Origin of the sequence: Streptomyces sp. NPDC060209, from assembly GCF_042728155.1 — a bacterium.
Taxonomy (GTDB): Bacteria; Actinomycetota; Actinomycetes; order Streptomycetales; family Streptomycetaceae; genus Streptomyces.
The window spans coordinates 31,428-58,311 of record NZ_JBHWZS010000021.1 but is presented as its reverse complement, the minus strand read 5'-3'; the positions used below and the strand labels follow the sequence as shown (position 1 = coordinate 58,311).

The 26,884-nt window shown below is 69.3% G+C and carries 25 protein-coding genes; 11 read left to right on the top strand and 14 right to left on the bottom strand.

Features of this window, described 5'->3' with window-relative positions:
• Positions 1-34: 34 nt before the first annotated feature.
• Positions 35-544: a peptidoglycan-binding domain-containing protein gene (locus ACFWFI_RS06830; protein ID WP_387386382.1), complete on the bottom strand. Its 510-nt coding sequence runs from the start codon at positions 542-544 to the stop codon at positions 35-37.
• 299 nt (positions 545-843) lie between these two features.
• Here ACFWFI_RS06830 and ACFWFI_RS06825 point away from each other — a divergent pair, with 299 nt between their 5' ends.
• A complete protein-coding gene (locus ACFWFI_RS06825; protein ID WP_387386380.1) occupies positions 844-1,812 on the top strand; it encodes an AraC-like ligand-binding domain-containing protein in 969 nt (322 codons plus the stop codon).
• A gap of 109 nt (positions 1,813-1,921) precedes the next feature.
• Here the strand turns inward: ACFWFI_RS06825 and ACFWFI_RS06820 are convergent, their stop codons facing one another.
• Both ACFWFI_RS06820 and ACFWFI_RS06815 read right to left on the bottom strand, forming a co-directional pair.
• Positions 1,922-2,332, bottom strand: a complete 411-nt coding sequence (locus ACFWFI_RS06820; RefSeq protein ID WP_387386377.1) for a VOC family protein — start codon at positions 2,330-2,332, stop codon at positions 1,922-1,924.
• An 86-nt stretch (positions 2,333-2,418) separates the two neighbouring features.
• Positions 2,419-2,778 (bottom strand): helix-turn-helix domain-containing protein, encoded by a 360-nt coding sequence (locus tag ACFWFI_RS06815; protein ID WP_387386395.1) that lies wholly within the window; start codon positions 2,776-2,778, stop codon positions 2,419-2,421.
• A gap of 179 nt (positions 2,779-2,957) precedes the next feature.
• Here ACFWFI_RS06815 and ACFWFI_RS06810 point away from each other — a divergent pair, with 179 nt between their 5' ends.
• Positions 2,958-3,338, top strand: coding sequence for a hypothetical protein (locus tag ACFWFI_RS06810; RefSeq protein WP_387386375.1), 381 nt, complete (start codon positions 2,958-2,960; stop codon positions 3,336-3,338).
• Positions 3,339-3,422: 84 nt separating this feature from the next.
• On the opposite strand, the gene ACFWFI_RS06805 is transcribed toward ACFWFI_RS06810, so the two are convergent.
• From ACFWFI_RS06805 to ACFWFI_RS06785, 5 genes are all read right to left on the bottom strand, one after another.
• Entirely contained in the window at positions 3,423-4,946 is a 1,524-nt protein-coding gene (locus tag ACFWFI_RS06805; protein WP_387386372.1) for an acetaldehyde dehydrogenase ExaC, read from the bottom strand.
• A gap of 117 nt (positions 4,947-5,063) precedes the next feature.
• The gene (locus ACFWFI_RS06800) at positions 5,064-6,317 is read right to left on the bottom strand and encodes a GAF domain-containing protein (protein WP_387386369.1); all 1,254 of its coding nucleotides are present in this window, start codon (positions 6,315-6,317) and stop codon (positions 5,064-5,066) included.
• 321 nt (positions 6,318-6,638) lie between these two features.
• Positions 6,639-7,094 (bottom strand): VOC family protein, encoded by a 456-nt coding sequence (locus ACFWFI_RS06795; protein WP_387386367.1) that lies wholly within the window; start codon positions 7,092-7,094, stop codon positions 6,639-6,641.
• 241 nt (positions 7,095-7,335) lie between these two features.
• A complete protein-coding gene (locus tag ACFWFI_RS06790) occupies positions 7,336-8,247 on the bottom strand; it encodes an alpha/beta fold hydrolase (RefSeq protein WP_387386365.1) in 912 nt (303 codons plus the stop codon).
• A gap of 89 nt (positions 8,248-8,336) precedes the next feature.
• Positions 8,337-8,846, bottom strand: a complete 510-nt coding sequence (locus ACFWFI_RS06785; RefSeq protein ID WP_387386362.1) for a CGNR zinc finger domain-containing protein — start codon at positions 8,844-8,846, stop codon at positions 8,337-8,339.
• 108 nt (positions 8,847-8,954) lie between these two features.
• Between ACFWFI_RS06785 and ACFWFI_RS06780 the strand changes: the two genes are divergently transcribed.
• The 3 genes from ACFWFI_RS06780 (at position 8,955) to ACFWFI_RS06770 (ending at position 10,663) form a co-directional block, all read left to right on the top strand.
• Complete coding sequence (locus ACFWFI_RS06780; RefSeq protein ID WP_387386359.1) at positions 8,955-9,821, top strand: alpha/beta fold hydrolase; 867 nt, start codon at positions 8,955-8,957, stop codon at positions 9,819-9,821.
• A 462-nt stretch (positions 9,822-10,283) separates the two neighbouring features.
• Complete coding sequence (locus tag ACFWFI_RS06775) at positions 10,284-10,490, top strand: hypothetical protein (protein ID WP_387386357.1); 207 nt, start codon at positions 10,284-10,286, stop codon at positions 10,488-10,490.
• Positions 10,490-10,663: a hypothetical protein gene (locus ACFWFI_RS06770; RefSeq protein ID WP_387386355.1), complete on the top strand. Its 174-nt coding sequence runs from the start codon at positions 10,490-10,492 to the stop codon at positions 10,661-10,663. The genes ACFWFI_RS06775 and ACFWFI_RS06770 overlap by 1 nt, the downstream gene beginning before the upstream one ends.
• Positions 10,664-10,720: 57 nt before the next feature.
• On the opposite strand, the gene ACFWFI_RS06765 is transcribed toward ACFWFI_RS06770, so the two are convergent.
• The 4 genes from ACFWFI_RS06765 to ACFWFI_RS06750 form a co-directional block, all read right to left on the bottom strand.
• Entirely contained in the window at positions 10,721-11,626 is a 906-nt protein-coding gene (locus ACFWFI_RS06765; protein ID WP_387386352.1) for a hypothetical protein, read from the bottom strand.
• Positions 11,627-11,816: 190 nt separating this feature from the next.
• On the bottom strand, positions 11,817-13,766 hold the full coding sequence (locus ACFWFI_RS06760; RefSeq protein WP_387386351.1) for a family 43 glycosylhydrolase: 1,950 nt from the start codon (positions 13,764-13,766) through the stop codon (positions 11,817-11,819).
• A gap of 423 nt (positions 13,767-14,189) precedes the next feature.
• Complete coding sequence (locus ACFWFI_RS06755) at positions 14,190-16,556, bottom strand: ABC transporter permease (protein WP_387386348.1); 2,367 nt, start codon at positions 16,554-16,556, stop codon at positions 14,190-14,192.
• Complete coding sequence (locus ACFWFI_RS06750) at positions 16,553-17,260, bottom strand: ABC transporter ATP-binding protein (protein WP_387386345.1); 708 nt, start codon at positions 17,258-17,260, stop codon at positions 16,553-16,555. The genes ACFWFI_RS06755 and ACFWFI_RS06750 overlap by 4 nt, the downstream gene beginning before the upstream one ends.
• Before the next feature lie 277 nt (positions 17,261-17,537).
• Between ACFWFI_RS06750 and ACFWFI_RS06745 the strand changes: the two genes are divergently transcribed.
• The 4 genes from ACFWFI_RS06745 to ACFWFI_RS06730 all read left to right on the top strand — a co-directional run bounded on the left by ACFWFI_RS06745 (position 17,538) and on the right by ACFWFI_RS06730 (position 22,181).
• On the top strand, positions 17,538-18,779 hold the full coding sequence (locus ACFWFI_RS06745; RefSeq protein ID WP_387386392.1) for a sensor histidine kinase: 1,242 nt from the start codon (positions 17,538-17,540) through the stop codon (positions 18,777-18,779).
• Positions 18,776-19,507, top strand: coding sequence for a response regulator (locus ACFWFI_RS06740; RefSeq protein ID WP_387386343.1), 732 nt, complete (start codon positions 18,776-18,778; stop codon positions 19,505-19,507). The genes ACFWFI_RS06745 and ACFWFI_RS06740 overlap by 4 nt, the downstream gene beginning before the upstream one ends.
• Before the next feature lie 161 nt (positions 19,508-19,668).
• Entirely contained in the window at positions 19,669-20,961 is a 1,293-nt protein-coding gene (locus ACFWFI_RS06735) for a cytochrome P450 (protein ID WP_387386341.1), read from the top strand.
• A 32-nt stretch (positions 20,962-20,993) separates the two neighbouring features.
• Positions 20,994-22,181, top strand: a complete 1,188-nt coding sequence (locus ACFWFI_RS06730; protein WP_387386389.1) for a cytochrome P450 family protein — start codon at positions 20,994-20,996, stop codon at positions 22,179-22,181.
• A 144-nt stretch (positions 22,182-22,325) separates the two neighbouring features.
• Here the strand turns inward: ACFWFI_RS06730 and ACFWFI_RS06725 are convergent, their stop codons facing one another.
• Both ACFWFI_RS06725 and ACFWFI_RS06720 read right to left on the bottom strand, forming a co-directional pair.
• Positions 22,326-23,606: an MFS transporter gene (locus tag ACFWFI_RS06725; protein ID WP_387386339.1), complete on the bottom strand. Its 1,281-nt coding sequence runs from the start codon at positions 23,604-23,606 to the stop codon at positions 22,326-22,328.
• Positions 23,603-24,220: an ArsR/SmtB family transcription factor gene (locus ACFWFI_RS06720; RefSeq protein ID WP_387386338.1), complete on the bottom strand. Its 618-nt coding sequence runs from the start codon at positions 24,218-24,220 to the stop codon at positions 23,603-23,605. The genes ACFWFI_RS06725 and ACFWFI_RS06720 overlap by 4 nt, the downstream gene beginning before the upstream one ends.
• A 256-nt stretch (positions 24,221-24,476) precedes the next feature.
• Here ACFWFI_RS06720 and ACFWFI_RS06715 point away from each other — a divergent pair, with 256 nt between their 5' ends.
• Both ACFWFI_RS06715 and ACFWFI_RS06710 read left to right on the top strand, forming a co-directional pair.
• Positions 24,477-25,388 carry an arabinan endo-1,5-alpha-L-arabinosidase gene (locus ACFWFI_RS06715; protein WP_387386387.1) on the top strand — a complete coding sequence of 304 codons (912 nt, stop codon included), beginning with the start codon at positions 24,477-24,479 and terminating at the stop codon, positions 25,386-25,388.
• Positions 25,370-26,824, top strand: coding sequence for a family 43 glycosylhydrolase (locus ACFWFI_RS06710; protein WP_387386336.1), 1,455 nt, complete (start codon positions 25,370-25,372; stop codon positions 26,822-26,824). The genes ACFWFI_RS06715 and ACFWFI_RS06710 overlap by 19 nt, the downstream gene beginning before the upstream one ends.
• Positions 26,825-26,884 lie beyond the last annotated feature (60 nt).

Below are 26,884 nucleotides of genomic sequence, written 5' to 3'. Positions count from 1 at the left end.
GCACGGAGGTCGGCGTCGCCAGATGTTGTCGTGACTAGAACGGCGGGTTGTAGCAGTTGATGAAATCGACGTCCCCGTTGCTGGGGTCGCGATAGTAGGCCGGCCACCACATCGCCTGACGGGTCGCCGGCCCGTAGACACCGTCGGCGCTCACGCCGAGACGGTTTGCCTGGAGCCACCGAACGGCATCCACCGTGCCGGTGCCGTAGTTCCCGTCCGCCCCTCCGGTGGCGCGGATCCGATCCGCGGCATAGGTGTTGTCGTAGCAGCGGAGGACGGCCCTCTGCAGCGCCTTCACGGCGTTCGAGCTGCCCGTCTGCCATTGCATGTAGCAACTCAGACCGTTACCGGTGCGCGCGGGCACTGTGTAGTAGTTGTTGATGGCCAGTCCATCGGTCCGCTTCACCGTCGTGTTGCACGGACCGTAGGCGGCGTGGGCCGGCGCGGTCATCATCGGGCTGGCCGTCAGGCCGGCGGCGAAGAGGAGAGCCAAAGCCCCCAACACTCCGATCCGCTTGCGGAGTGTCGTAGATACTCGTTGCACGATGCAACCCTTCTGGTCGGTGATGTCGTCTCAGTGACTGCATCGCCCATGGACCTTACGGTCGTCGTGGACTTCGGGCTTTGTCGTTTGTGCAGGGAACTTTGTCAGTGGTGCGCAGCTTCAAGTCGGCGCCGCGTCAGGCGACGGCCTTGCGCGTGCCGGTCGAAGCCGTTGCACAGAGAGTGAGAATCCCGACAGACTCATGTCGGGAACCGTCCGTGCCGAGGGGGACTTGTGGGGGAACGGGCCGAGATGATGTCAGGCTGTTTCCGTGATCGACGCAGACGGGGGCTCGCCTCGTGAGCCCGGTCCTGGACACCGAGTTCATACAGCCGCAGGACCGCGAGGAAGTGATCCGGCACGCGGTCTGGGAATCCGTGGTGGCGGTCGATATCGACCACGGTCCTCCGGCTGAGGACATCTCCGTCCGCATAGGGCTCGGCACCGTCGGACCGCTCAGGATCTGTTCGGCTCGGGCGACCGCGGTCACTGTCCGTCGGACGGAGACGCTGGCCCGGGAGGACGAGGAGCCGGCCGTCTTCCTCGGCCTGCAGGTGACGGGCACCAGCCTGGTCGCGCAGAACGGTCGCGAGTGCGTACTGAGGCCGGGGGAGTTCGCCGTCTACGAATCGATCGCTCCCTACACACTTCTCTTCGACGAGGGAGTCGACCACCACTTCCTGCGTTTCCCCCGCTCGGCACTCGCGCTCCCCGACCGGTTGCTGCGAGACACCTCGACCGTCACTTTGGGATCCGACAACCCTGTTGCGCGCCTCGCCTTCAGCTACTTCTCCCAACTGGCCGGCAGCGACGAGTTGCACCAGGGCGTGCACGCCGACGCCGTCGTGGAACCCAGCGTCGAACTCCTCCGTGCCGTGCTGACGTCCCAGCACGGCAACTCAAGCCTGGCCAAGGTCCCGTTGGAGGCGACACTCAGCCTGCGGGTCACCCACTTCATCCGGACGCACCTGGCTGACCCCGATCTTTCGGCGGCACGGATTGCCGCAGCCCACGACATCTCCGTACGTCACCTCTATGCGGTGCTGTCCCGGTCGGGGATCAGCCTCGGGGACTGGATCCGTACGCGCCGCCTGGCCGAATGCAGACGAGAGCTGGCCGGCCCGAGCGGACGGCTGCGGACGATCGCGGCGACAGGGCGGAGGTGGGGCTTCGTGGATGCGAGCCACTTCAGCAAGGTGTTCAAGCAGGCATACGGAGAATCGCCTCGGGACTGGCGCGACCGGAATCACCCCCGCTTCTCCGCGTGATGGTCTCCGCGCGGCCGCAGGAGGGGCGGCGGCGGACCATCCGGGGCGGCGACGACCGGCTGCCAGCGGCGGACCATCACTGCTGTCCAGGCGCCCCCGCCCCCTGTTCTCAGTCCTTCAGCTGGGTGAAGCGGAGGTGGTTGCCGAAGGGGTCGCGCAGGCCGCAGTCGATCCCGTACGGGCGCTCCGTCGGCTCATCGGTGAACTCCACGCCCCGGGCCAGCAGGGTCTCGTACGTCTTCCGGCAGTCGTCCGTGGTGAGGATGAGCGCGCTGCCCAGCGCGCCCTTCGTCAGCAGTGCGCGGACCTGCTCGGCCGTCTCCTCGGACATCGCCGGAGGACCGGGCTTCTCCAGCAGGACCTGGCGGTCCGGATGTCCGGGGACGCTGACGGTGAGCCAGCGCATGAAGCCCATGTCGACGTCGGCGTTGACTTCCAGGCCGAGCTTGCCGACGTAGAAGTCGAGGGCCTCGTCCTGGTCGAGGACGTAGATCTGTGAGTGCGTGATCGCGTTGAACATGTGCATCACGCTAGTCGGCGGGCTCGGCGAAAACTTATCCAGAACTGCTCAACCCGCGGCCTGTGCGGAGGGGTCGCACAGACGGCTCAGGCACTCGGCCGTGTCCAGGCCTTCGTGAAGCAGGTGGGTACGTTCATGGTCGCCGCTTCCTTGCGGTACGTCCTCGGCGACCGGCCGACGATGTCGCGGAACGTGCGGCTGAAGGTACCGGTGCTGCCGAAGCCGACCTCGTAGCAGATGTCAGTGACACTGCGGCCGGTCTCCCGCAGCAGGAACATCGCCCGCTCGACGCGGCGACGCTGCAGATAGCGGTGCGGAGTCTCCCCGAAGGTGGCGCGGAAGGTACGGGCGAAGTGTGCCGGGGAGACGTGGGCGATCCGGGCCAGGGCCGGCACGTCCAGCGGCTGCGCGTACGCACGGTCCATCGCGTCCCGCGCGCGGAGCATCCGGCGGTTCGTCTCTTCCACGGTGCGGCTCACGGCACCATCCCACCACAGGATTCCGGGCCCGGGTCGACGACAGATCGGCCGCCGGAGGGCGCCGCAGTCGGATCGCTCCGGCAGCCGGGAGCCGACCGGTTGCGGCACCTTCCGGCTCTGTCGTACCTCCTCGGTACGCTCGGGCCATGAGCGTCTCTCTCTACTACTGTGCGAGCCGGTCGATGCCACTGACGGATGCCGAGACGGCCGCTGTCGAGCGCATTGTCGCCGCCCGTACGTCGTCCTTCCCGTACGAGGACCAGGAAAGTCTGTACCTGTACGACAGTGATGACAGCCGGCCGGACGAGGTCGTGGCCGGGTCCACCAAGATGCCGTTCGATCCCGGCCAGGTCCTGCCGGTGCTCGACCATGTGCTCGGCTCGGTCAGCCAGTTGCGTCGCGCGCTGCCAGGAGCGGAGTGGCACGTACACATGGACGACCTCGACGTTCCGTGGGACGAGACCGACGGCTACGCCTTCCCGGGCATGCGCGATGCGGACCTCGCAGCCGAGCTGGGCGGCCTCTGAACGGGACGGGACCCGGCTTGGAGCGAAGGTGCCTGACGGCCGGATTGCCAGGTCAGGCACCTTCGCTCATCGTCTCGTCGCGCCCTAGAAGAAGCCGAGCTTCTTCGGCGAGTACGAGACCAGGAGGTTCTTCGTCTGCTGGTAGTGCTCCAGCATCATCTTGTGGTTCTCCCTGCCGATGCCCGACTGCTTGTATCCGCCGAAAGCGGCGTGGGCCGGATAGGCGTGGTAGCAGTTCGTCCAGACCCTGCCCGCCTTGATGGCGCGGCCCGCCCGGTAGGCGGTGTTGGTGTCCCGGGTCCACACGCCCGCTCCGAGCCCGTACAGCGTGTCGTTCGCCGTCCTGATCCCGTCGTCGAAGTCCGAGAACGACGTCACCGCGACCACGGGGCCGAAGATCTCCTCCTGGAAGACCCGCATACGGTTGTCACCCTCGAAGATCGTCGGCTGGACGTAGTAGCCGCCCTCCAGCTCACCCCCGTGCTCGACGCGCTGACCGCCGGTCAGGATCTTCGCGCCCTCCTGCTGTCCGATCTCGAGGTACGAAAGGATCTTCTTCAGCTGTTCGTCGGAGGCCTGCGCGCCGATCATCGTGTCGGTGTCCAACGGATGCCCGGGCACGATCTTTTCGGTACGGGCGATGCCGGCTTCGAGGAACTCGCTGTAGTGGCCGCGCTGGATCAGCGCCCGCGAAGGACACGTGCACACTTCGCCCTGGTTGAGGGCGAACATGGTGAAGCCCTCGAGCGCCTTGTCGCGGAAGTCGTCGTCCAGCGCCCATACGTCGTCGAAGAAGAGGTTCGGAGACTTGCCACCCAGCTCCAGCGTGACGGGCTTGAGGTTCTCCGAGGCGTACTGCATGATCAGGCGCCCCGTCGAGGTCTCGCCCGTGAAGGCGATCTTCGCGACCCGCGGACTGGAGGCGAGCGGCTTGCCCGCCTCCGCGCCGAAGCCGTTGAGGATGTTGACGACGCCGGGAGGAAGCAGATCCGCGACCAGGCTCATCCACACATGGATGGACGCGGGGGTCTGCTCGGCCGGCTTGAGGACCACCGCGTTCCCGGCAGCCAGCGCGGGGGCGAGCTTCCAGACAGCCATCAGGATGGGGAAGTTCCACGGAATGATCTGAGCCACCACACCCAGTGGCTCGTGGAAGTGGTAGGCGACGGTGTCGTCGTCGATCTCGCTGAGCGAGCCCTCCTGGGCGCGCAGCGCACCCGCGAAGTACCGGAAGTGGTCGATGGCCAGCGGAATGTCCGCAGCCAGCGTCTCGCGCACCGGCTTGCCGTTCTCCCAGCTCTCGGCTACCGCCAGCTCCTCCAGATGCTCTTCCATTCGGTCGGCGATCCGGTTCAGGACGGTCGCACGGTCACCCGCGGACACGGCTCCCCAGGCGGGGGCCGCCGCATGGGCGGCGTCCAGGGCACGCTCGACATCGTCCTCGGTACCGCGGGCGATCTCCGTGAAGGGGCGGCCGTTGACGGGGCTTGGGTTCTCGAAGTACTGACCACGGGCCGGCGGGACATAGGCGCCCCCGATCCAGTGGTCGTAACGGGACTCGTACGAGACGATGGCACCCTCGGTGCCCGGTGCGGCGTAACGGGTCATCTCTGTGGCCTCCCGGATCCGGTGCCGCCCGCCGTTGGACGGCCCTCGGCGCGAGGCTAGGCAGCGCGACGTTGCAACGCCGTTGCACGGACCGCGCCCAGGGTTGCCTGTGCGGGACTACGCGCGCTGCTCCGCGTCGAGCGCCCGGACCCTCGCCAGCAGTACCGCCCGCCGCTCCTGGGGCGCCGCCGCGGCGAGGGCTCGCCAGACAGGGAGGTCCTCCGCGCCCCAGGGGCTGTACACCCAGTCGGCGAGGAGCCCCGGATCGCCCCGCGCGATCAGCGCGGCCCGCAGCTGGCCGGCGATCCGGCGTCGGAGCCGGACGACCGCCGGTGCCTCCGAACGCGGCAGCAGAGGTCCCGCATACGCGCCGAGCGCGGCTGCCACCGCCCCGGACTCCAGCCTCCGCGCGACGGTGTCGAAGTCGGCATCCACCGGCGCGCCCAGTCGGTAGGGACGCGAGCGCAGCAGCTCGGGTCCCAGAAGGCGTCGCAGCCGCGCGAGTTCGGCCCGCATCGTCACCGGGGGGGCGTACTCGTCCTCGTACAGCTCGATAAGGAGCTCGTCGCCGTTGAGGCCCTCCGGGTGGAGGGCCAGCGTCACCAGGATCTCGCTGTGGCGTCTGCTGAGCCGAATCCTGCGCCCGCCCAGAACCAGGAGCGCCTCGTCGCTGCCGAGTGCGGAGAGCTGTGCCGACCCGCCGACGGGCCGTGGCGCCACGAGTGCCAGCTGGGACTCGGCGGCGCGCGCCACAGCCTGTACGAACGCCAGGCTGTGCGGATGCGCGAGCCCGTTCCCGCCGGTGATGTCGACGGCACCGAGCACCCGGCCCGTGTGCGGGTCGTGCAGCGGGGCGGCCGCGCACGTCCACTGCTGGACCGGCCGGAGGAAGTGCTCGGCGGCGAACACCTGGACGGGGCGGTCGATAGCGAGTGCCGTGCCGGGCGCGTTCGTCCCGGCCTCCGACTCGGCCCAGCGGGCGCCCTCCACGAAGTTCATCCGCTCCGCGCGCCGACGGGCCCGCGCATGCCCCTCGACCCACAGCAGCCTGCCGTGCGCATCGCAGACCGCGAGCAGATGTTCTCCGTCCATGGCGTAGGCACTCATGAGTTCGCGGATCATCGGCATGACGTGAGCCAGGGGGTGTGTGTCCCGATACGGTCCGAGTTCGTCCGGGCAGAGCTCGACCAGCGCCGCGCCGTCCGGGCTGACCCGCGCACGGGCGGAGCGACGCCACGACTGGCCCACCACGGAGCGCACCGGTGTCTCCAGCCGTCCGTCGGAGGTGAACACCTCGTGCGCGCGGCGGAGTTCACCGAGCCGGGCGCCGGGATTCGCGTCGGCGGCCAGAGCCACCCAGGGGTCCGTCAACTCGCCCTCCCGTCCGTGGCGGCATGCCTCCCCATGGTCGGGGCAACGGCCGCCCGCGACAACCGCTGGGTGCGGGGCATTCGCCCCGGCGCCCTCGGCTCCTACGGCTCCGGGGTGCGGGAGTGCCCCGTCGCTCACGCCGCCCAGATTCGACGCCGAGGACTACAGGGTTCGGCATGCGGTCGAGTGGTGGCATCAACCGACTTAGAAGGCACAGGGGCGGGTGCCCACGACGTACGACGAGCTCTCCGTCCGTCACGAGGCGACTGCGCTGGTCGCAGCCGTGAACAAGTGGCTGTGACAGCACCGTCACAACGGCTCTCAGACGACGTCGAATTCGTTGCCCTCGAGGTCCTGCATGGCGGCGGCGTAGAGTCCCATGTCCGGCTCATCCTTGATCCGCAGCACGGTGGCACCAGCTTTGACAAGCCGTTCCACCGTAGCCTTGACCCGCTGAGTGCGGACGTCCAGTGGGACGTCACGGCCCCCACCGACCTTCAGGTCGAAGTGCCACCGGTTCTTGGCGACCTTCGGCTCCGGAACCTGCTGGAACCACACCCTCGGTCCCCGTCCCGCGGGATCGATGATGGACTCCGGAACATCCCCGGCACCGGCCGGCAACTCTGCCTCGGGCACCCCGACCGCCGCCCAGTGAGCACGCCACGTGGCGTGCCCGCCGGGCGGAGGCTCAGGCACGTAGCCCATGGCCTCGGCCCAGAAAGTCACCATTCGCTGCGGATCGGAGCAGTCGATTGTCAGCTGCACTGTCATCTCCATGCTCGGAGCATTCCAGGCAGGTCTGACAGACGATCCACTTCGCAACAGGCCCCAGTCCGGGATCCGGAAGTCGTAGTCACTGCAGAAGACTTTGTGCAGCGGCACTTCGCGCGCTTCGAGCTGAGCCTTGGTCAGCCTGATTCCTCACCGGATACCGGTCCCGCAGCGATGTTGCTGGGCCTGGTGGAGCAACGACTCGTGGACTGGTGTCCGACCCGCCGCCTGGGGTTGGCGCCTCCCATCAGCGTCCGGCGGCGCGGTCCGGTGCGCCGGACGCGTCCACCGCCCCGGTGTGCTCCAGGATCGCGGCGGTGAGCGGGGCGAGGACCTCCCGGGGGAGTGCGTGGCCCATGCCCGGGATCTCGACCGTGCGCGCCCCGCGGATCACCTGGGCGAGATGCTGCGGGTGCGGGGGAGGGAAGACCGGTTCCGCCGGGGCCGAGATCACGAGCGTAGGCACGTCGGTCCTCGCCAGTTCCTCGGTGCGCAGCATGCCGGAGGTGTCCGCGCGGGCGTGCGCGGTGGAGGAGGCGTGGTGACCGGTGTGCTCGATGATCCTCCGCTCCAGCTCGCGGGCGCTTTCCGCGTCGAAGGGGAGCTGCTCGCCTGCCAGTGCCCGCCAGTGTGCGACGCGGGCGTCGAGCTCGCCCTCCGGGCCGCGCTCCTCGGCCGGCCGGGACCAGATCTCCAGCACGTGGGGTGCGATGCCGGGGAGTTCCTCGGGCGGGACGTGCGTTCCGTCCGGCTTCACGTACGGGCTGGTGCTGAGCGCGGACGTCCCGATCAGGGTCGCACTCAGCAGGCGGTCCGGGTGGTCGGCGATGAGCAGCTGGGTGAGCATTCCGCCGAGGGACATGCCCACGACGTGGGCACGGTCGATGCCCAGGCCGTCCAGGACCGTGATCGCGTCTTCGGCGAGGTCGGTGATGGCGTACGGCTGCTGGTCGAACGCCCAAGTGGATCGGCCGGTGTCGCGGTGGTCGTAGCGGATCACCTGATGGTGCGCGGCGAGTGCGTCCACCAGGTCGTCCGGCCAGCCGAGACCGGACGCCTGCGCACCCATGATCAGGAGGAGCGGAGGGGCATCGGCGGAGCCTCGCTCCTCCGCCCATAGGCACACACCGGGTGCCGCGTCGATGTAATGGTGGTCCATGGTGCCCCTCCTGCAACGGACAGCATCAAGTGAGTCGAGACGTATCGTCTCGCGACCACTGTAGCGCAGGCGCCGCCTCGCCGGGGGCGTCATTCGGGGCGTGGCGTCGCCCGTGTCCGAGCCTGGTGTCGACGGGCTTTGAGTCGGTTCCCGCAGGTCTTCATCGAGCACCACCGTGCGGTGTTGGCGCGACTGCGATCCAGGAGGAACAGGCGGCATTCAGGGTTCTCGCACGACCGCAGGCGGCCGGGCATGCGCTCTTGGACATCCGCCCAAGCGAGCACGAGTTCCACGGCCAGCCTGCGCTCCGGCGACACCTCCAAGTGCCACTCGATGCCTGACGCGCTGGGCTGCGGAACTTTGCGCACGCCGGCAAGGAGTTGGTGCAGCCGGGGCTCCGTCGACGTGCCCGATTCCACTTCCTGGAGCGCGTCGCGGGTGGCGCGCAGCCATCGGCGCTCCTCCTCGTCGCCGCCGAGGCCCCCTTGCTCCCGCGCCCACCCGTCCATCGCGTGGTCGTCACGCCACAGGTCCTGACGTCGGCCGTCCTCAACGGGGGTGCTGTTGAGGGCCTGCATCAGGGCTTGGTCGTCCAGCATGGGCCACACCTTCTCAGCTAACTCCATCAAGTCGTTTGACAGGTTACTCCAAGGGCGGTCTACTGAGTGCCGAGAGGTAACCATCATAGGATCGCAAAGGGGTTAGTCATGGTCGAGATTCGCCACCGGTACGCGACGGTGCGGGGACATCGCGTCTTCTACCGCGAGGCAGGAGCCCACGATGCGCCCACACTCGTTCTCCTTCACGGGTTCCCTTCCAGCTCGCGCATGTTCCGCCACCTCATTCCGGCGCTGGCCGATCGATTCCACGTCATCGCTCCCGATCACCTCGGCTTCGGCAACTCCGATGTCCCGCCGGTGGACGCGTTCACGTACACCTTCGACTCCCTGACCGACATCACCGAAGCCCTACTGACCCAGCTCGGCGTCACCCGCTACGCCCTGTACGTCCAGGACTACGGCGCACCCATCGGCTGGCGGCTGGCCCTGCGCACCCCGGACGCGATCACCGCGGTGATCACGCAGAACGGCAATGCCTACGAGGACGGCTTCGTCCCGGACTTCTGGAAGCCGGTATGGGCGTACTGGGATAATCCGGGCCCCCGGACCGAACCCGCCGTCCGCTCCGCCCTCTCGCTCGACGCCATCCGCTGGCAGTACCTGCACGGAGTCGATCGACCCGAGCTGGTCGACCCCGACACCTGGGCCGCTGACCACCGCGAGGTCAACCGACCGGGCAACGACCTGGTGCAGCTCGCCCTGTTCCGCGATTACGCCAGCAACCCGCCCCTCTACCCCCAGGTGCACGCCTACTTCCGCGAACGCCAGGTCCCCCTCCTCGCGGTCTGGGGCGCAGGCGACGAGATCTTCGGCCCGGACGGAGCACGCGCCTTCGTGAGGGACCTGCCGAACGCGGAGATCCACCTGGTTCCCGGAGGCGGACACTTCCTGCTCGAAAGCCACCTGGACACCGTGGCCGGGTACATCCGCGGGTTCCTGACCGCCACCGAATGACCGGCGTGAGCCCGCGAGTTCCCAGGGCGGGTGAACGAGCTCACCGAAGCCGAGGCCAGCCGGCGACACACGCCGTTCGCCCGGTCGTTGGGAGGTCAGAGACAGGTGTAAGGCCAATTACAGGCGTGATTCTGTCCTGGGCCTCACAACGACCGACATGACGGTGCCCCGCGGGGAAACGGCTCGGCAGGGACTGTCCGCCGACGCCCGTGGCCGGACGGGGTCTCCCGACGTCCGTTCCGTCGCGCCCACTCCTCCTCCTGGACCGGGGCCCCCGGCAACTGGACCTTCGACGCGATCACCGCCGATGCCGGTGACGGTCGCGACGACCTCGCGACTTTCTACGGATACAGCGACACACGGGCGAAGACCATCACTTTCACCGCCAAGGCCGACGGCACCCTCGGCGACGCCCTGCACAGCTGGGAAGAGCCCAGCGGCTGGAGCCTCGACCGAGTCCACATGTTCGAGCGCTACAGCAGCCCCCCGCCCCTGCCCGTCTGCCCGGTGGTCTTCGGGCACGGCGGCTACCCCACGGGAGAGAACGCCTGGGAGCGGGACCAGGTTCGCCAGCCGAATCACCCGAAGGGGCTCGCGCAGCAGAAGAGCTGGGGAGCGGGCGGGGTGGAGGCGACCTACAGCTCACCAAGGACGGCACCAAGGGCGTGATGTGGCACAACAGCACGACCCGAGGCCTCACGGGCACCAAGGCCAACGTCACGGATATCTGGTGGGCCACCGGCGCCGACCAGCTCAAGGGCCGGACGATCGACCACGGTCCTTACACCGGCGAGACGTGGACCAGGGACCTGATGTCCTGGCTGAGCGGAAAGTGCCTCTGACGTTCGGAGTGAGCGCGGGGGACACGGCGGCGCCGTAGTCCCCCGCGGTACGTGGGGCTACTGGGCGGCGGCCATCCACAGCTCGACGTCGGAGATGATCAGGCGTCCCGGCCGTTGAGCGGCGGTGTCCGGGACGACGGCCCGCACCACAGGCTGGTCGCCCTTCTCCACGGTCACCTTCGTGCCGTCGAACTTCGGTGACTCGTCGCTGACCACCGACAGCAGCTCGGCCTCCAGGTCCTTTGCCGCTGCCTCGTCCTCGACCACGAAGCAGAGCACCTCGGTGTTCTTCGCAGCGGAGGCTGCCTGCTGGCCCAAGGCGGCCAGGCGCACCGGATTGGGGGAGCTGCTCGGGTTGAAGTCCGCACGGTAGACGTCTCCCAGGCACTCGGCCGCGCGCCGGAACTCCTTGTTGTCGGCCAGGGAGGAGCCCTTCTTCGGGTCGACCGCCGCCATGGGGTCGGAGTCCCGGGCCGAATAGGAGATCTCGTCCTCCGAGACCTGGAGCGAGACACCTGTCTTCTCAGGATGTGACCAGACCTCCTGGCCATTGCGCTCGCTCTGCGTGTAGCCGCTGGACTTCAGCGAGGTGGTGATCGCCGATGCGTCGAACGATCCCTCCCAGTGGCCGGCCTCGTCGGTGTCGACTGCTGTGTCGATCTGGGCCACCTTGAACTGCTGCCCCAACAGACCGGGCTGGTACGGATTCAGCAGAGGGCTGCTCGGCTGTGAGACCGAGGTGAACCGCTTCGAGTCGCCCTTGCTCAGCTTCCGTACGTCGGCGGCGTCCAGGTACGTCACCTGCTTCGTGCTGGTGTCGCCGGCCAGGGTCCCGAGCCCTGTGAGCAGCTCGGAACCGCTGTCGCCACCGCCTGAGCCGGACGAGCAACCGGTGACCGCGGCCAGAAGGACGGTGGCAAGAGCGGTGGCGCCGACGGCGGATCCGCGTGCTGTTATGCGCATGATCAGGCAGCGTATACCGATGCCTGATGCCTGATGCCTGATGCCTGATGCCCGATGCCCGACGCTCGACGGCCGACCCCGAAGATCCCTTGTCGGCCCGGCAGCCCACGGGGAGTCCGTGCCGGGCGGACGCTGCCCGGCCGGACCCCCTCATCGGGTCACCAAGTCACCAGGTCACCGAGTCACCGGGTCACCAGGCGCGGAAGGTGGCGTCCGGTCGATCCGCGGCGCTGACGCTCTCGACGTACAGCAGCGCATCGCGGTGCCGCAGGTAGTGGCCGGGCGAGCTGTAGGACTCGAAGGACGCCAGGGACCGGTCGGAGAGTCCGGGTACGCGTCGCCATGTCGCGTCGGAGCGGAAGCCGGCGTCGTCGGTGCGCGCATCGATCCACACCTCGCCGTCCCGCTGCCGCAGGAAGGTTCCGGGGAAGTTGACCGACTCCAGTGACACGGCCGACGGATCCGCCAGGCCGGGCACGACCTTCCACTGCATGTCGGCGTACGGCGTGACGTCCGGGTCGACCCTGCCCCGGCTCCACGCGTGCCGGATGAACCGGTTCGGTGCGTCGGCTGCCTCGAAGCTGAACACATTGGAGCGGATCGAGATGTTGTCGAAGCGCGCAAGGGGCTTACTCGGCCCCGCTGCGCCGGCCTTCGACGACAGCCGGGTGGCGTGTACGCCGTTGGCACCGGAAGCGAAGGACGAGTCCGTCGTGCTGATCTTCGGCTTGGCCATGTCGTCGACGTAGACCTTGAGGGACGACCCGATCGCCTCGACCTTCACCCGGTGGGACTTGCCGACCGCCCCCTTCAGGGGCGCCTTCGCCAGGGGCGTCCGTTCGTCGCCCGTCGACTTGCCGAGGACCAGGCCGTCGGGGCCGAGGTCGGCGTAGTAACCCTGGAAGCCCCCGGTGCCGGTGCCCGGCTGCGTGACACGGAAGGCGAGGCCCGATTCGCTGCGGCCGTGCTTCAGGGTCACATCGGCCTCGTAGATCAGGTCCGAGAAATTCGTGTCCTGGAGGGCCAGGCCACCGGAGGACGACGCGGCGGTGTAGGCGCCGTGCTTCGTGGCCCAGTCGGCGTCGCCGTACGTGCGCCAGCCGACGGCGTTCCCGTCGCCGAAGTTGTCGTTGACCTTCATCGTGACCGGCCGGATCGTGCCGTCCTCGTTGAAGTGGATCCGGTCGTATGCCAGGGCCCGGTGGTTGCCGTCGGTCTCGCTCAGCGGCCGGCGGTGGTAGACCATGTACCAGATGTCGGTGCCCGGCACGTTGACGACCGAGTTGTGCCCGGAGCCACGGGCGACTGCCGGATCCTGGGCCAGCACCCTGTCGATCTTCTTGAACGGGCCGGTGGGGGAGTCCGACATCGCGTACGACACGGAGTAGTCCGGGCCGGTCCAGCCGCCTTCGGACCACATCATGTAGTACTTGCCGCCGCGCTTGAACATGAAGGAGCCCTCGGTGTAGTTCTCCGGAGTGATCTCCTTGTAGGTCGATCCGTCGGAGAAGGAGCCGAGGCTGGTCATGTCCGGGTTGAGTTTGACGACGTTCGCGTGGCCCCATCCGCCGTAGTACATGTATGCCTGGCCGTCGTCGTCGATGAAGACGTCCTGGTCGATCGGCTGGGCGCCGTTGTGGAACTGGGAGATGAGCGGACCGCCGATGGCGTCCTTGTACGGGCCCTCAGGCCGGTCGGCGACGGCGACGCCGATCCCGCCGAACTCGGAGTTGTTCTGGATGTCGTTGGCGGCGAAGTAGAGGTAGTACTTGCCGTCGCGGAAGACCGGCGCGGGCGCCCAGAGCGCGTACTCGGCCCAAGAGACATCGGCGATGTCCAGCACCTTGGGGTGCTTGGTCCAGTGCACCATGTCCGTCGAGGAGAACGCGTCCATGAAGGTCTGTTCGCTGTAACTCCGGGACGTGGTCGGGTAGATCCAGAAGCGGTTGCCGTAGATCGCGACATCCGGGTCGGCGTACCACCCTTCGACGATCGGGTTCCCCGCCTCGGCCGTGCTCGGGGCGGGTGTGCCGACCGTCGCGGCGGTGGCGTGGTGGTCGGCTCCTGCGGGTGTCGTCGGTAAGCCGACCAGCAGAGCGGCGGCCAGGGCGACGGAGAGCTTGCGGATGGTGCGCACCATGAAACGGAAGACCTTTCTCGAGGGCGACAACGTTGTCAGCCGAGGTGCGGGGCAAGGCGGTGGTACGGATTCGAGGGAAGGGCGGGCTGCCTGCCGACCGCCGTGGCGCGTTGGCGTTCAGCACGGTTCCGGGGCGCGCTCTTCGTTGGAGACGATCGGGTCAACCTGTCGGCTCAGCAGGGTCGGTGAGGCTGTGTCACTTCGGAGCGGGCCGTTGTACTACGTTGGAAATTCTGGCGACTCGCAGCATAAGAACATGGGCGCGGCACTCTGTCCACCCTGCTCTCACGCTCCACAGACATCCCGGAGCTGTAAGGACCCCCAGAGCTCCCGCAACCCCCGCGCCAGTCGGTGCGAACCGGCCGACCGGCCCCCACCGCTCCTTGCGGTGAGGGCCGGAGGTACGCGCACTGGAACTGTCCCCTATTCGGTGCGCAGGGCCGTGGCGGTTCGGGCCCTGGCGGCCCAGCCTGCGGGCAGGAGCGCGCCCAGGGTGGCGATGAGCAGGCCGCCGAGTGCGAGCGGGAGCAGTTCGGCCGCGTGGTAGACGGCGATGACGGAATCGGGGAAGCGAAGCCCCACGCTGTCACCCATCGCGGGGAGGACCCAGCCGTGCAGGGCCACACCGAGCGGCACGCCCAGAGCTCCCGCGACCAGTCCGGTCACGACGACCGAGGTGATGACCATCGCGATGGTCTGCCGGGGGGTCATGCCGAGCGCCTTGTGGACACCGATCTCCCGGACGCGCTCGCGGGTGTCGAGCAGCACACCGTTCAGCACGCCGAGCGCCGCGACGGCGACGAGCATCAGCGTGAGGATGACGGACAGCGCGTTGAGCGTGACGACCATGTCGCTGCCGTTGTCGAGCCCCCCGGCACGTGCGGTGGCCCCCAGCGGTGTCAGGTCCCTGTTCAGCGACTCGACATAGCCGGAGACGTCGGTGCCTGACGTGACCGCGATGTGATGGCTCGTCTCCGTCAGGTCGGGATGTGCGGCCGCGAGGGTCGAGGAGTCGGTGAAGACCTGCATGCCGTCGTTGCGGGGGTCGAGGACCTCACCGGTGATCCGGACCGTGACCGGCTCGGCCAGGCCGTTCAGGGTGACGGTGTCGCCGATGCCGGTGCCGGTCGCGGCCATGAAGGGGGTCGGGACCACGGCCTCGCCGGGCCCGTCGATCCAGCGGCCCGAGACCATCGTGTAGCCGCCCCAGGAGGCGTCGCCGGAGAAGGCGATCACGTCGATGGTGCCGGTCAGGCCGGACACGGTCGCCCTCACCGTCGCGGCGCTGTAGTACTTCCCGGTTCCGGCGGCGGCCTCGACGGCCGCGGCGACCGCGGCGGGATCGGCGGGATCGGCCTCGGTCTGCTTCTCGGGGCCGGGGCCGGGGTCGGGGCCTTGGGGGCCGAAGTCCGGCAAGGGCGCGGGCACGACGACATCGGCGGCGTCGTGGGCCCTGGCCTTCATCACCTCGCCGAGCGAGGCGCCCATCCCCACGGTGAACGTGACGGCGATGGCGCCGAACAGGATGGCCGTGCCCATGGCCAGTGCGCGGGCGGGCCGAGCGAAGGGCCGGGCCAGGCCCAGGGCGACCGGCTGCGGCAACGGCAGCCGTCCGGCCAGCCGGGCTGCCCACCGGCCGCGCCCCGCCGAAGCATTACGCCCGACGGCGAGGGCCTCGACCGTACGCAGCCGGCCGGCCCGCCAGGCACTCGCCCACGCGGTCGCCGCCACCAGTCCGAGCATCCCGGCGATCACCGCCAGGTCGACCCAGGGGGCGATGGTCAGGGACGCGGTGCCGTAGACCTCCTCGGCCTCCGCCAGTACGGGGACGGCGAACAGATGGCCGGCGAGGACACCGAGGGCCGTGCCGACGACGGCCGGGATCAGCGCCTGGCCCACGTAGGCCCTCACGACCTGGGCCGGGGTGAAGCCGACGGCCTTGAGGATGCCGATGCGGCGCGTTGCCGTGCCCACGGCCGACGCGACGACGTTGCCGACGATCAGCACCGACATGACCAGGCCCAGGGCGCCGAACGCGATGAGGAACGGGACGTAGAGGGCGGTGTCGCGCTCGGCGGTCTTCCTGACGTCGAGCCATGACTGTTCGCCGACGGCCGTTCCCGGCGGCAGGGATTCCGTCACGCCCTTGCCGCCCGCAGCGATCTGCGCGGCGGTGCCGGCGTCGGTGAAGCGGTAGAGCATCTGGTAGCCGCCGCTGCCGGGCGCGGTGAGAGCCGGCATCTGGGACGGAACCACCCAGGCGTCGGCGGTCTGTGTGACCGAGCGGGCCACACCGACCACCGTCAGCGTCGGACCGCCGGACAGATCGGGGAAGGCGACCTTCATGCCCATGGTCGGGAAGATCGAGGATCCGGCGGACAGCACGATCTCGCCGGAGCGCGTGGGCCACCGCCCTTCGAGCAGCGCCACCTCGTCCACGTCCCGGCCGGGATCGCCCCGCCCCACCACGGTCATCGGCCACCCGGGGCTGTCGTCCGCCCGTGGCGTGACCGTCGCCGTACGGAACGGCCCGGCCGCGCTGCTCACCCCTTCGGCGTCCTTGGACCTCGACAGCTGCCCGGCACTTGCTTTGCCCGCGTCGAACTGCATGGACAGATGCGCGCCGTGCTGCTTCGCGAAGGCGTCGTCGAAGGGCGCGCCGGAAATTACGAGCAGTGATCCGCCGAGGACGGAGGCGGCCACCGCCATCATCGTGGTGAGCCCGATCACCAGCGTCTGCACCCGGCGTCGTCCCACCCCCGAGCGCACCACCTTGCCGAGCGCGCTCATCGGACTGCCTCCGAGGCGACGGCCTGCGACCGGACGTCTTCGGTGATCCGGCCGTCGGCGATCCGGACCGTACGGTTCGTGCAGGAGCGGGCCAGAGCCAGGTCGTGGGTGACCACGACGATGGTCTGGCCCTCGGCGTTGAGGCCGGTGAGCAGCCTGCTGACGTCCTGTCCGGCGGCCGTGTCCAGGGCCCCGGTCGGCTCATCGGCCAGGAGCAGCGCCGGCCGGTTCATCAACGCCCGGGCCACCGCGACGCGTTGCCGCTCGCCGCCGGACAGTCGTCCCGGGTAGGCGCGGGCGTGCCGGTCGATTCCCAGCAGTTCCAGGAGTTCCGCCGCCCGGCGGTCCGCCTCGCCGCGTGCCGTACCCGCGAGGCGCGCGGGCAGGACGACATTGTCGGTGACGGTCAGATCGTCGAGCAGGTTGAAGAACTGGAAGACCATGCCGATCTTCGCCCGCCGGTAGAGCGCCGATCCGGCCTCGCCCAGCTGGTCCACCCGAACCCCGTCCACGGTGACGGTCCCCGTGTCGGGCCGGTCCAGGCCCGCGATCAGATTGAGCAGCGTGGACTTACCGCTGCCGGAAGGGCCGAGGATCGCGACGGCCTCGCCGGGCTGCACGGTCAGCGACGCCCCGTGCAGAGCGGGCGGGCCGTCGTCGTACCTGCGGCTCACCTCGCGCAGTTCGATCACCGGCATGGTCATGAAGGGCTCCTCGGTCACGGTCAGTTGGCTGCTGAAACGCTAGGAGCGGGCCCGGCCCGCGCGCGTCGCCCGTCCGAACCCATTGCGGTACCCCACTGGGACGATCCCCGGAAACGTCATCCCTGCGATGTAGGCCTGTGATGTATCCGGTGCGGCGGGAATGACCACCGGGGCTGACTCCGCGGGTCCTCCCGGCGGCGACAATGAACCGGTGACGAACGTACGCACGAGGCTGGAGCGGCTGCGGGAAGCCGCCCGACGCACGGTCCGCGACGCCATGCTTTCGACTGGTCCGCCTCTGCGGCCCACCCGGCGTGCATGGCAGTTCGACGCGCTGGTGGCAGTGGCACTCGGAATCACCACCGTCTACTACGGCATCGACAACGCCGGCAACGTCGTGGTGCGTGAAATCGCGCCCGGCGTGGAGCACGTCATGGCGCGCCCGTCCGGTCCCGGCGGCCTGGCCTTCATGGTGACCCTCGCGTTCATCGCCTCGGGTGCCCTGGCGCTGCGCCGCCGCTACCCGCTCGCCGTGCTGTGCGTGGTGACGGCCGCGACACTGGCGACACCGCAGAGCGTCATGCGGCTGACCTTCTACGCGTTCGTCATCGCCGTCTACAGCGCCGCCGTGTACAGCCCGTACCGGGTGGTGACCCTGGCGGCGCTGCCGGTGGCGGTCGTCCTGGTCGGCACCTCGGGGAACTCGGTGACGCCGATCGTCCCCAACGAATACATCGCCCTGCTGATCCTGGCCCCGATGGCCGTGGCCGCCGTCGGCCTGCGTACCTGGAAGCTCCGGACCGACGAGGGCCGCACCCGGCTCTCCGCCCTGGAACGCGAACAGGCCGAGGCGCTGCGCCGGGCCGTCGAGCACGAGCGGGCCAGGATCGCCCGCGAACTGCACGACGTCGTCACGCACAACGTCAGCGTGATGATCATCCAGGCGGGAGCCGCCCGCAAGATCATGAAAACCTCCCCCGAGCAGGCCGGCGAGGCGCTGCTCGCCGTCGAAGCGGGCGGGCGGGCGGCCATGACCGAGCTGCGCCACGTCATGGGACTGCTCACCATGGCCGACGAGGGCGAGGAGGCGGACGAAGGCGCGGGCCTGGCCGGTGCGGTGGTGGTGCCGGCTCCGCAACCCGGCCTGGACCAGCTGGAGACGCTGGTCGGACGGGTCCGGGACACCGGGCTGCCCGTCGACCTGACCGTGACCGGCCCGCCCCGTCCCCTCCCGCCCGGACTCGAACTCGCCGCCTACCGCGTGGTCCAGGAAGCCCTCACCAACACGGTGAAGCACGCGTCCGGCGCCACCGCCGCCGTGACCGTCGAATACGGCCCGGAACGGCTCCGGGTGGAAGTCACCGATACCGGTGGACACCCGGGCGCGGCCGTCGGAAGCGGCCGGGGCCTCATCGGCCTGCGCGAGCGCCTCGCCGTCCACGCCGGAACTCTGAACGCCGGCCGGCGCCTGACCGGCGGCTACCGTGTGGAGGCCCTGATCCCCTTGGAGACGCCGTGACCGAGCCGCTGCGGGTGGTCCTCGCCGACGACCAGACCCTGGTCCGTACCGGATTCCGGCTGATCCTCGGCGCCGACGGCATCGACGTCGTCGCCGAGGCGACCAACGGAGCCGAAGCGGTCGAAGCGGTCCGCCGCACACGTCCCGACGTGGTCCTGATGGACGTCCGGATGCCCGAGATGGACGGCCTGGAGGCCACCCGCCGCATCCTCACGGTTCCCCAAGCTCTCAACTCCGTTCGAGCAGGGGAGACCCCATTCCCCGGCAGCCCCCGCGTCATCATCCTGACCACCTTCGACCTCGACCGGTACGTCTACGCGGCGCTGTCCGCCGGGGCCAGCGGCTTCCTCCTGAAGGACGTCACCCCCGAGCATCTGACCGCGGCCGTCCGCACGGTCCGTAACGGCGACGCTCTCCTCGCGCCCGCCATCACCCGTCGCCTCGTGGAGCGGTTCACCCAGCGCGGCAGCGACACCGCCGCCCTCCACCGCGACCTCGCCTCGCTCACCCCGCGCGAACTGGAGGTCTTCGGCCTGCTGGCCCGGGGGCTGAGCAACGCCGAGCTCGCCACCCGCCTGCACCTGGCCGAGACGACCGTCAAGACGCACGTCGCCCGCATCCTCGCCAAGCTCGGACTCCGTGACCGTGTCCAGGCCGTCATCGTCGCCTACGAGACCGGCCTGGTCAGCGTCGGCGCACGCGAGGCCGCCCAGCGGTCCACCGAGTAGACGTAGACCGCACACGGCCCCCTTCGCCGGAAGGCCGGCCGTGAAGGCCTGCGCGGAACGCGGTCCCGATCCGTGCCCAAAGCTTCACTCAACCTCCCTATAGTGGTGCCGCGTTGATCGTATGGCCGCAACGCGCGAAGCCGTCTCCAGGAGTCCGTACGATGACGACCCCCTCCTTATCCGCCGTGCCCGCACCCGGCGGTGGCTGCCCCGCGCACGCCGCCACCACCCCCGTGCCGCTCAGCGGGCCCGCGTTCCACACCGAACCGCAGGTCCTCTACCGGAGCATGCGTCACGCCTACGGGCCCGTGGTGCCCGTCGAGCTCCCTGGCGGTTTTCCGGCCTGGCTGGTCGTCGGATACCGCGAGCTCCACCAGGTCACCAGCGACGGCGAGCTCTTCCCGAGGGACGTCGGCCTGTGGAACCAGTGGGAGCACATACCCGAGGACTGGCCGCTGCTCCCCATGGTCGGGCGGCCCATGCCGTCCATCTACTTCACCGCGGGCGCAGAGCACCGACGGCACTCCGAGCTGGTGGTGCCCGCCCTCGAGGCCGCGGACCCGTTCGAGATCCGGGGGCACTGCGAGCAGCTGGCCGACCGGCTCATCGACGATATCTGCGCCCGTGGCACCGCCGACCTCGTCGCCGACTTCGCCGAACCGCTGCCCGTGCTCGTCCTCGCGCGCCTCGTCGGCTTCCCCGACGCCGAGGGGACGGACATCGCCCGGGTCCTGAAGGACCTGGCCGACGGGGGACCGGGTGCGCAGGAGGCTTACGGCCGCTTCGGCGAGCACATGCAGCGGCTTGTGGCGGCCAAGAGGCGAACGCCCGGCGACGACATCACCTCCCGGATGCTCGCCGACCCCGAACCCTTCACGGACGAGGAGTACGCCCTCGACCTGATGGCCGTCACCGCGGCCGGGCACCTCACCACCGCCGACTGGATCAGCAACTCCCTGCGGCTCATGCTCACCGAGGACCAGTTCGCCGACTCGCTCGCCGGCGGGCACCGCAGTGTCGGCGACGCGATGAACGAGGTCCTCTGGGAGGAGAGTCCGACCCAGATCCTCGCCGGCCGCTGGGCGGTCCGCGACACCCAGCTCGGCGGCCGGACCATCCGCGCCGGGGACATGCTCCTGCTCGGCCTCGGCGCGGCGAACACCGACCCGCTGATACGCCAGGAGATGTCAGTATCCGGCGGCGCGGGGCGCCACGCGGGAAACGGAGCGCATCTGGCGTTCAGCCACGGAGAGTACCGCTGCCCCTTCCCTGCGCAGGAGATCGCGGAGACCATTGCCCGTACGGCGATCGAGGTCATCCTTGACCGGCTGCCCGACCTCGAACTCGCCGTCCCCGCCGCGGATCTCGTGCGGCGGCCGTCCGCCTTCCTGCGCGGGATGAACGCGCTCCCCGTCCGGTTCGCTCCCGTACACACGACTGGAGACCTGTTGTGAACTGCCCGTACGCGACCGTGGTCATCGACCCCATGGTCCAGGACCTCGACGGTGAGACCGAACAGCTGCGGGCTTCCGTCCCGCTCGCGCGCATCGAGCTCCTCGGGGTTCCCGCCTGGACCGTCACCCGGCACGCCGAGGCCCGCCAACTCCTCGTCGACGCACGCCTGGTGAAGGACCTGGGCGCCTGGGGGCTCTGGCAGAGCGGGGAGGTCACCCACGCCTGGCCGCTGATCGGCATGATCGACGCCGGACGCTCCATGTTCACCGTGGACGGCGAGGAGCACCGCAGGCTGCGGACGAAGACCTCCCAGGCACTCACCCCCCGCCGGCTGGAGGCGATCCGCCCGGACATCGAGAAGTTCACCGCGGAGCTGCTGGACGCGCTCGCCGAACAGGGCAAGGACGGGGTCGTCGACCTCAAGGCCGTGTTCGCACAGCCGCTCCCGATGAAGGTGGTCGGGCTGCTGATGGGAGTCGACCAGGCGCTGCACCCCATGCTGACACGGCAGTACAAGGCGTTCTTCTCCATGCTCACCCCGCAGGAGGACCGGCTGGCCCTGCTGGCCGAGCTCGATGTCTTCTACGCCGAACTGGTCCGGGAGAAGGCCGCGCACCCCACCGACGACCTCACCAGCGCGCTGATCCTCGCCGAGGAGGGCGGGGAGCCCCTCACCGAGGAGGAGGTGGTCGGCAACCTCAAGGCGATGGTGGCCGCGGGGCACGAGACCACGATCGGTCTCATCCTCAACGCCGTACGCGCACTGCTCGCCCACCCCGACCAACTGCGGAGGGTGCTGGACGGGGAGATCCTGTGGGAAACGGTGGTCGAGGAGACCCTGCGCTGGGACACGCCCACCACCCACCTGCTGATGCGGTTCGCCACCGAGGACATCCAGGTCGGCGACCAGGTCATAGCCAAGGGGGAGGGCGTCGTGATCTCCTACCGGGCCATCGGCCGCGACGTCACCCAGCACGGGGACGACGCCGATGCCTTCGACATCACCCGGCCGACTCCGATCCGGCACATGACCTTCGGCCACGGCCCCCACATCTGCCCCGGCGCCGCGCTGTCCCGCGTCGAGGCCGGAATCGCCCTGCCCGCGCTCTTCGGGCGTTTCCCGGAGCTGAAGCTCGCGATCGACGACGACGAGATCCGCAAACTGCCGGTCATGACGCAGAACGACATGGAGGCGTTCCCCGTGCTGCTTCACGGCTGAGGGCCGACGGGGGAGTTGCCGCGGACCGGACGTCGGCCGTCCGGCCTCGTGCTGGACGCCCCTCGCCGCCCCTCCGCCGTGCCGCGGCGTGCCGCCCCCGTATGGCGCGCTGCCGGTGCAGCGTGTTCCTGGGTGAGGACAGGATCAACCAGCCGCATCCGCGGCTTCGTCCGGAGTCAGGGAGCGGATGCGAGGTATCGGTGACGGCAGTAGCCAGAGCAGCGAAAGGACTCCGCCCACGGCGGCGATGAGGAGGGTGGCCCTCAACCCGATCACGGTGGCCAGGAATCCGCCGACGACGGCGCCGATGGGCCGTACCCCGTAATTGATCGTGCCGTACGCGCCGGCCACGCGGCTGCGCAGGCCGTCGGGGATCACGGTGGTCTGAAGGGCGTTGAGGTTGACGTCGAACAGCATGACACCCAAGCCGGACAGGAACTCGCACGCGGCCAGAGCCCCGGCGCGAAGCCAGAACGGGCCGTCCGCCGCGGCGGCGATGGCGATCGGCGCGGGGAAGAGCACCGCGCCGACGGCGATGCTGCGCCCCACGCCGAATCGTCGTGAGACTTCCGGAGCGACCAGGGCGCCGATGAGCGAACCCGTCGCGCCGATGCCGAACGCGATGCCGATGACTCCTGCGGACAGACCGAGGTTCCGGCTGGCGAACAGCACGATCAGTCCGCTGCCCGCGAGGAACGTGAAGAAGTTGACGGTCGCCGCGCATCCGAGACCGGCCCGCAGCACCGGGTGCCGGACGACGAGTGCCAGTCCCTCCCTGGCGCGCTGCAGAAGTGGGGGTGCGGTGGCATCGCCCGCTGCCGGCGGTTCGTCCACCCGGACACGCCCGATCAGGAGCGCCGATGCCAGGAAGGTCAGGGCATCGACGACGAGGGTGACGGGAGCGGTGAAGACCTGGATCAGAGCGCCGCCGATGGCTGGGCCGGCGACATGCGACGCGGATCGGCTGGCGCTGAGTTTGCTGTTCGCGTCCACGTAGGACGCGCGTGGCACGAGGCCCACGAAGAACGGCGGATAGGCGGTGTTGAACAGGACTCCGGCGGCGCCCGTGAGCAACGCCACGGCATACAGCTGACCGAGCGACACCGCTCCTGACAGGTAGGCAGCCGGGACGCTGAGCAGCACTGCCGCGCGCACCAGGTCGGCAATGATCATCAGGCGGCGTTTACGAGCCCGGTGGTCGACCCAGGCCCCCAGGAGGATTGCGAGCAGATTCGGGGTCCAGATGAGTGCGGTCAGCCACGCCACCTGGTTGGCCGAGGCGTTCAGGGCGCTGACGGCGATCAAGGGCAGGGCCAGTTCGGTGATCCGGTCGCCGAACTGTGAAACCGTGTTGCCGGCCCAGAAGCGGCGGAATCGTTGATCTCGCCACAGTGATACAGCAGCGGTCTGCTGCCGGCTGTTCACGGTGTCTGCCCGGTCTGCTCCTCGGCACCTTCCGCACCTTCCGGCAGGACGTAGCGCATCAGCTGGACGGCGCGGCTGTCTGTCGGCCGCTCGGCCGGGTCGCGAGTGACGTACGGCGCCAGGATGCGCTCGATCCCGTCCTCGATGGCGACGAGTTCCTCAGCAGAAACGACGAGGCGGGTGCTGGCCAGCCCTGCCGGCCTCTGCCACTTCGGATCGAGTCCGGGCTCCACCTCTGCTGCCCACCGGCCCGGCAGGTCCGCGTGGCGCAGGAACATCTGCTGCGACAGTACCCGCGCGGCCGACCGGCCCTCCTCGTCGGCCGCGTCCTGCGGCGTCTCGAACCGGAAGCCGCGTGCCACTGCTTCCCACCTCCGTTCGCGGCGGTCCGTGCCGGCCTCGCTGTCGCGAACCAGGCCGAAGCCGGCCAGGTGACGCAGATGCCAGCTGGTCACCGAAGGCGTCGCTCCCACGTCGGGGGCGAGCTGAGTGGCGGTCGCAGGCCCGTGCTGCTGCAAGCGGTCAAGGATCGCCAGCCGCACCGGATGCGCCAACGCCCGCATTGCTTGCGGGTCATTGATCTCGATATCGCCCAGGCGATTACTGGAGTCCATGACGTGAGAGTCTCCTCTCGCAATATGTGAGAGTCAACTCTCATATCGCCTCCAACTCCCGCCCGCCGTGGTGCCGTTCGAGATTCCGGACGGCGTCCGGTTTTTCGGCGAAAGTGGGTGGCGCACGGCAACCGAAGCGGTGCCGGCGGCGACTGCGGGGTGGACTCCCCACCCCCGACCCCAAGGAGGTCCCCTCGTGAGCCGCACTCTGAGGAGAACCCTCGCCGTACTCCCCGCCGCGTTCCTGCTCGCCCTCATGCCGGGCAGCGCGTCCGCGTACCCCAACCCGGGTGCTGTCAACGGCGACATCGTCGTCCACGATCCCAGCATGATCCGCAGCTCGTCCGGTCAGTACCTGCTCTACTCGACCGGAGAGGGCCTTCAGCTCCGCACCTCCACCGACCGGACCGCCTTCGGCCGCTCCGGAAACGCCTTCACCACCAAGCCGAGCTGGTGGAAGAACTACTCCTCGGCGTCCGACCCCTGGGCCCCGGACATCTCGTACCAGGGCGGCAAGTACCTCATGTACTACGCCGTCTCGTCCTTCGGCTCCAACACGTCGGCCATCGGCCTGGCGGCCTCCACCACCGGGCAGGCGGGCAGCTGGAGCGACTACGGGATCGTGTACACATCGAGCTCGTCGAGCGACTACAACGCCATCGACCCCAACCTGTTCGTGGACGACGACGGCAAGTGGTGGCTGTCCTTCGGCTCCTGGTGGACCGGGATCAAGATGATCCGTATCGACCCGTCGACGGGCAAGCAGTACGCCGGGGACACCACCCGCCGCTCGCTCGCCTCCCGGCCCACCGGGACCAAGGCCGTCGAGGCGCCCTCCATCGTGAAGCGCAACGGCTACTACTACCTCTTCGCCTCGTACGACACCTGCTGCGCCGGCACCAGCTCGACGTACAAGATCAAGGTGGGCAGGGCCACCGGCGTCACCGGTCCCTACAAGGACCGCAACGGCGTCAGCATGCTCAGCAACGGCGGCACGCCCGTCATGGAGTCGCACGGCCGCTACATCGGACCCGGCGGCCAGTCGATCCTGGCGGACTCCGACGGCGACCTGCTCGTCTACCACTACTACGACGGCCAGGACAACGGCACCCCGAAGCTCGGCGTCAACCTTCTGAACTGGAGCAGCGGATGGCCCGTCGCCTACTGACCCTGCTGAGCGCCCTCCTGCTGGCGCTCGCCCTGGGCGAGCCGACATCCGCGTCGGCCGCCGAGGGACGTCCGTACACCAACCCGGTCAAGGCGCAGAAGGGCGCCGATCCCTGGATCTCGTACCACGACGGCAACTACTACCTGGTGTCGACGAGTTGGACCGACGTCATCACCATGCGGAAGTCGCCCACGCTGGCCGGGCTCTCCACCGCCCCGAGCGTGCAGGTGTGGCAGGGCGACGCCTCCTCGCGCTGCTGCAACATCTGGGCGCCCGAACTGCACTACTCGGGCGGCCGCTGGTACCTGTACTACGTGGCCGGACAGAACATCACCGACTACAACCCCACACAGCGCGTGCACGTGCTGCAGAGCACGGGTTCGGACCCGATGGGGCCCTACACGTACAGGAACCAGCTGGGCAGCACCTGGATGCTGGACCCGAGCGTGCTCACGGTCAACGGGTCCATGTATCTGCTGGGCAGCGCGAGCGGCGGCGGTACGCAGAATCTCGTGATCGCGCCGATGTCGAATCCGTACACGCTCAGCGGCTCGTTCTCGACCATCTCGACGCCCACCTACGACTGGGAGAAGTCGGGGGGCACGGTCAACGAGGGGGCCGAGGTGCTCCAGCGGGGCGGCAAGACGTTCATCGTCTACTCCGCCAGCGGCTGCTGGACCCCCGACTACAAGCTGGGGCAGCTGGCCCTGACCGGATCCAACCCGCTCTCCGCGTCGTCCTGGACGAAGAAGTCCACCCCGGTCTTCCAGCGGAACGACGCCGCCGGGGTCTACGGGCCGGGGCACAACGGCTTCTTCACCTCACCCGACGGCACGGAGAGCTGGATCGTCTACCACGCCAACGATTCGGCGTCCGACGGCTGCGACAACGGGCGTACGGCGCGTGCGCAGAAGTTCAGCTGGAACTCCGACGGCACCCCGAATCTCGGCACGCCCGTCGCTCCCGGCACGACACTGGCCGGGCCCTCCGGGGAGACGGCGGCGACCCCGGCCGCGTACACCGTGGTCAGCCGGGCCACCGGGAAGTGTCTTGACGTGAGTGGAGCCTCGGCCGCCGACGGCGCCGATGTGCGGCAGTGGACGTGCGACGGCACCACTAAGCAGCGGTGGCGCATCGAGGACAGGGGAGACGACACGAGCAGGCTGGTGAACGTCGCGACGGGCAAGGTGCTCGACACGGCGGAGTGCTCGACGGCCGACGGCGCCGACCTGCGCCAGTGGTCGTGGCTCGACAACACCTGCCAGCGCTTCCGCTTCGTCACCACCGAGGCCGGGGGCTGGGTGCGCATCGTCAACCAGGCCACCGGGAAGGTCGCCGACGTGGCGGACTGTTCGACGGCCGACGGCGCCGACGTGCGGCAGTGGACCTGGCTGAACAACACCTGCCAGCAGTTCAAGCTCGTCCCGGTCTCCTGATGCCGAACCGGTCTCCTGAGGCCCGCCGCAGCTTACTGGCCCCGCGCCCGTAAGCTGCGG

Bases quoted from the DNA above. Each gene is read 5' to 3' on its own strand.
- ACFWFI_RS06735 (WP_387386341.1), top strand. From the start codon at position 19,669: ATGACGACCCCCTCCTTATCCGCCGTGCCCGCACCCGGCGGTGGCTGC.
- ACFWFI_RS06795 (WP_387386367.1), bottom strand. From the start codon at position 7,094: ATGGAGATGACAGTGCAGCTGACAATCGACTGCTCCGATCCGCAGCGA.
- ACFWFI_RS06730 (WP_387386389.1), top strand. From the start codon at position 20,994: ATGGTCCAGGACCTCGACGGTGAGACCGAACAGCTGCGGGCTTCCGTC.
- ACFWFI_RS06785 (WP_387386362.1), bottom strand. From the start codon at position 8,846: ATGCTGGACGACCAAGCCCTGATGCAGGCCCTCAACAGCACCCCCGTT.
- ACFWFI_RS06760 (WP_387386351.1), bottom strand. From the start codon at position 13,766: ATGGTGCGCACCATCCGCAAGCTCTCCGTCGCCCTGGCCGCCGCTCTG.
- ACFWFI_RS06790 (WP_387386365.1), bottom strand. From the start codon at position 8,247: ATGGACCACCATTACATCGACGCGGCACCCGGTGTGTGCCTATGGGCG.
- ACFWFI_RS06715 (WP_387386387.1), top strand. From the start codon at position 24,477: ATGCCGGGCAGCGCGTCCGCGTACCCCAACCCGGGTGCTGTCAACGGC.
- ACFWFI_RS06765 (WP_387386352.1), bottom strand. From the start codon at position 11,626: ATGCGCATAACAGCACGCGGATCCGCCGTCGGCGCCACCGCTCTTGCC.
- ACFWFI_RS06770 (WP_387386355.1), top strand. From the start codon at position 10,490: ATGTGGCACAACAGCACGACCCGAGGCCTCACGGGCACCAAGGCCAAC.
- ACFWFI_RS06820 (WP_387386377.1), bottom strand. From the start codon at position 2,332: ATGTTCAACGCGATCACGCACTCACAGATCTACGTCCTCGACCAGGAC.
- ACFWFI_RS06745 (WP_387386392.1), top strand. From the start codon at position 17,538: ATGCTTTCGACTGGTCCGCCTCTGCGGCCCACCCGGCGTGCATGGCAG.
- ACFWFI_RS06710 (WP_387386336.1), top strand. From the start codon at position 25,370: ATGGCCCGTCGCCTACTGACCCTGCTGAGCGCCCTCCTGCTGGCGCTC.
- ACFWFI_RS06780 (WP_387386359.1), top strand. From the start codon at position 8,955: ATGGTCGAGATTCGCCACCGGTACGCGACGGTGCGGGGACATCGCGTC.
- ACFWFI_RS06810 (WP_387386375.1), top strand. From the start codon at position 2,958: ATGAGCGTCTCTCTCTACTACTGTGCGAGCCGGTCGATGCCACTGACG.
- ACFWFI_RS06775 (WP_387386357.1), top strand. From the start codon at position 10,284: ATGTTCGAGCGCTACAGCAGCCCCCCGCCCCTGCCCGTCTGCCCGGTG.
- ACFWFI_RS06755 (WP_387386348.1), bottom strand. From the start codon at position 16,556: ATGAGCGCGCTCGGCAAGGTGGTGCGCTCGGGGGTGGGACGACGCCGG.
- ACFWFI_RS06805 (WP_387386372.1), bottom strand. From the start codon at position 4,946: ATGACCCGTTACGCCGCACCGGGCACCGAGGGTGCCATCGTCTCGTAC.
- ACFWFI_RS06750 (WP_387386345.1), bottom strand. From the start codon at position 17,260: ATGACCATGCCGGTGATCGAACTGCGCGAGGTGAGCCGCAGGTACGAC.
- ACFWFI_RS06720 (WP_387386338.1), bottom strand. From the start codon at position 24,220: ATGGACTCCAGTAATCGCCTGGGCGATATCGAGATCAATGACCCGCAA.
- ACFWFI_RS06815 (WP_387386395.1), bottom strand. From the start codon at position 2,778: ATGCTCCGCGCGCGGGACGCGATGGACCGTGCGTACGCGCAGCCGCTG.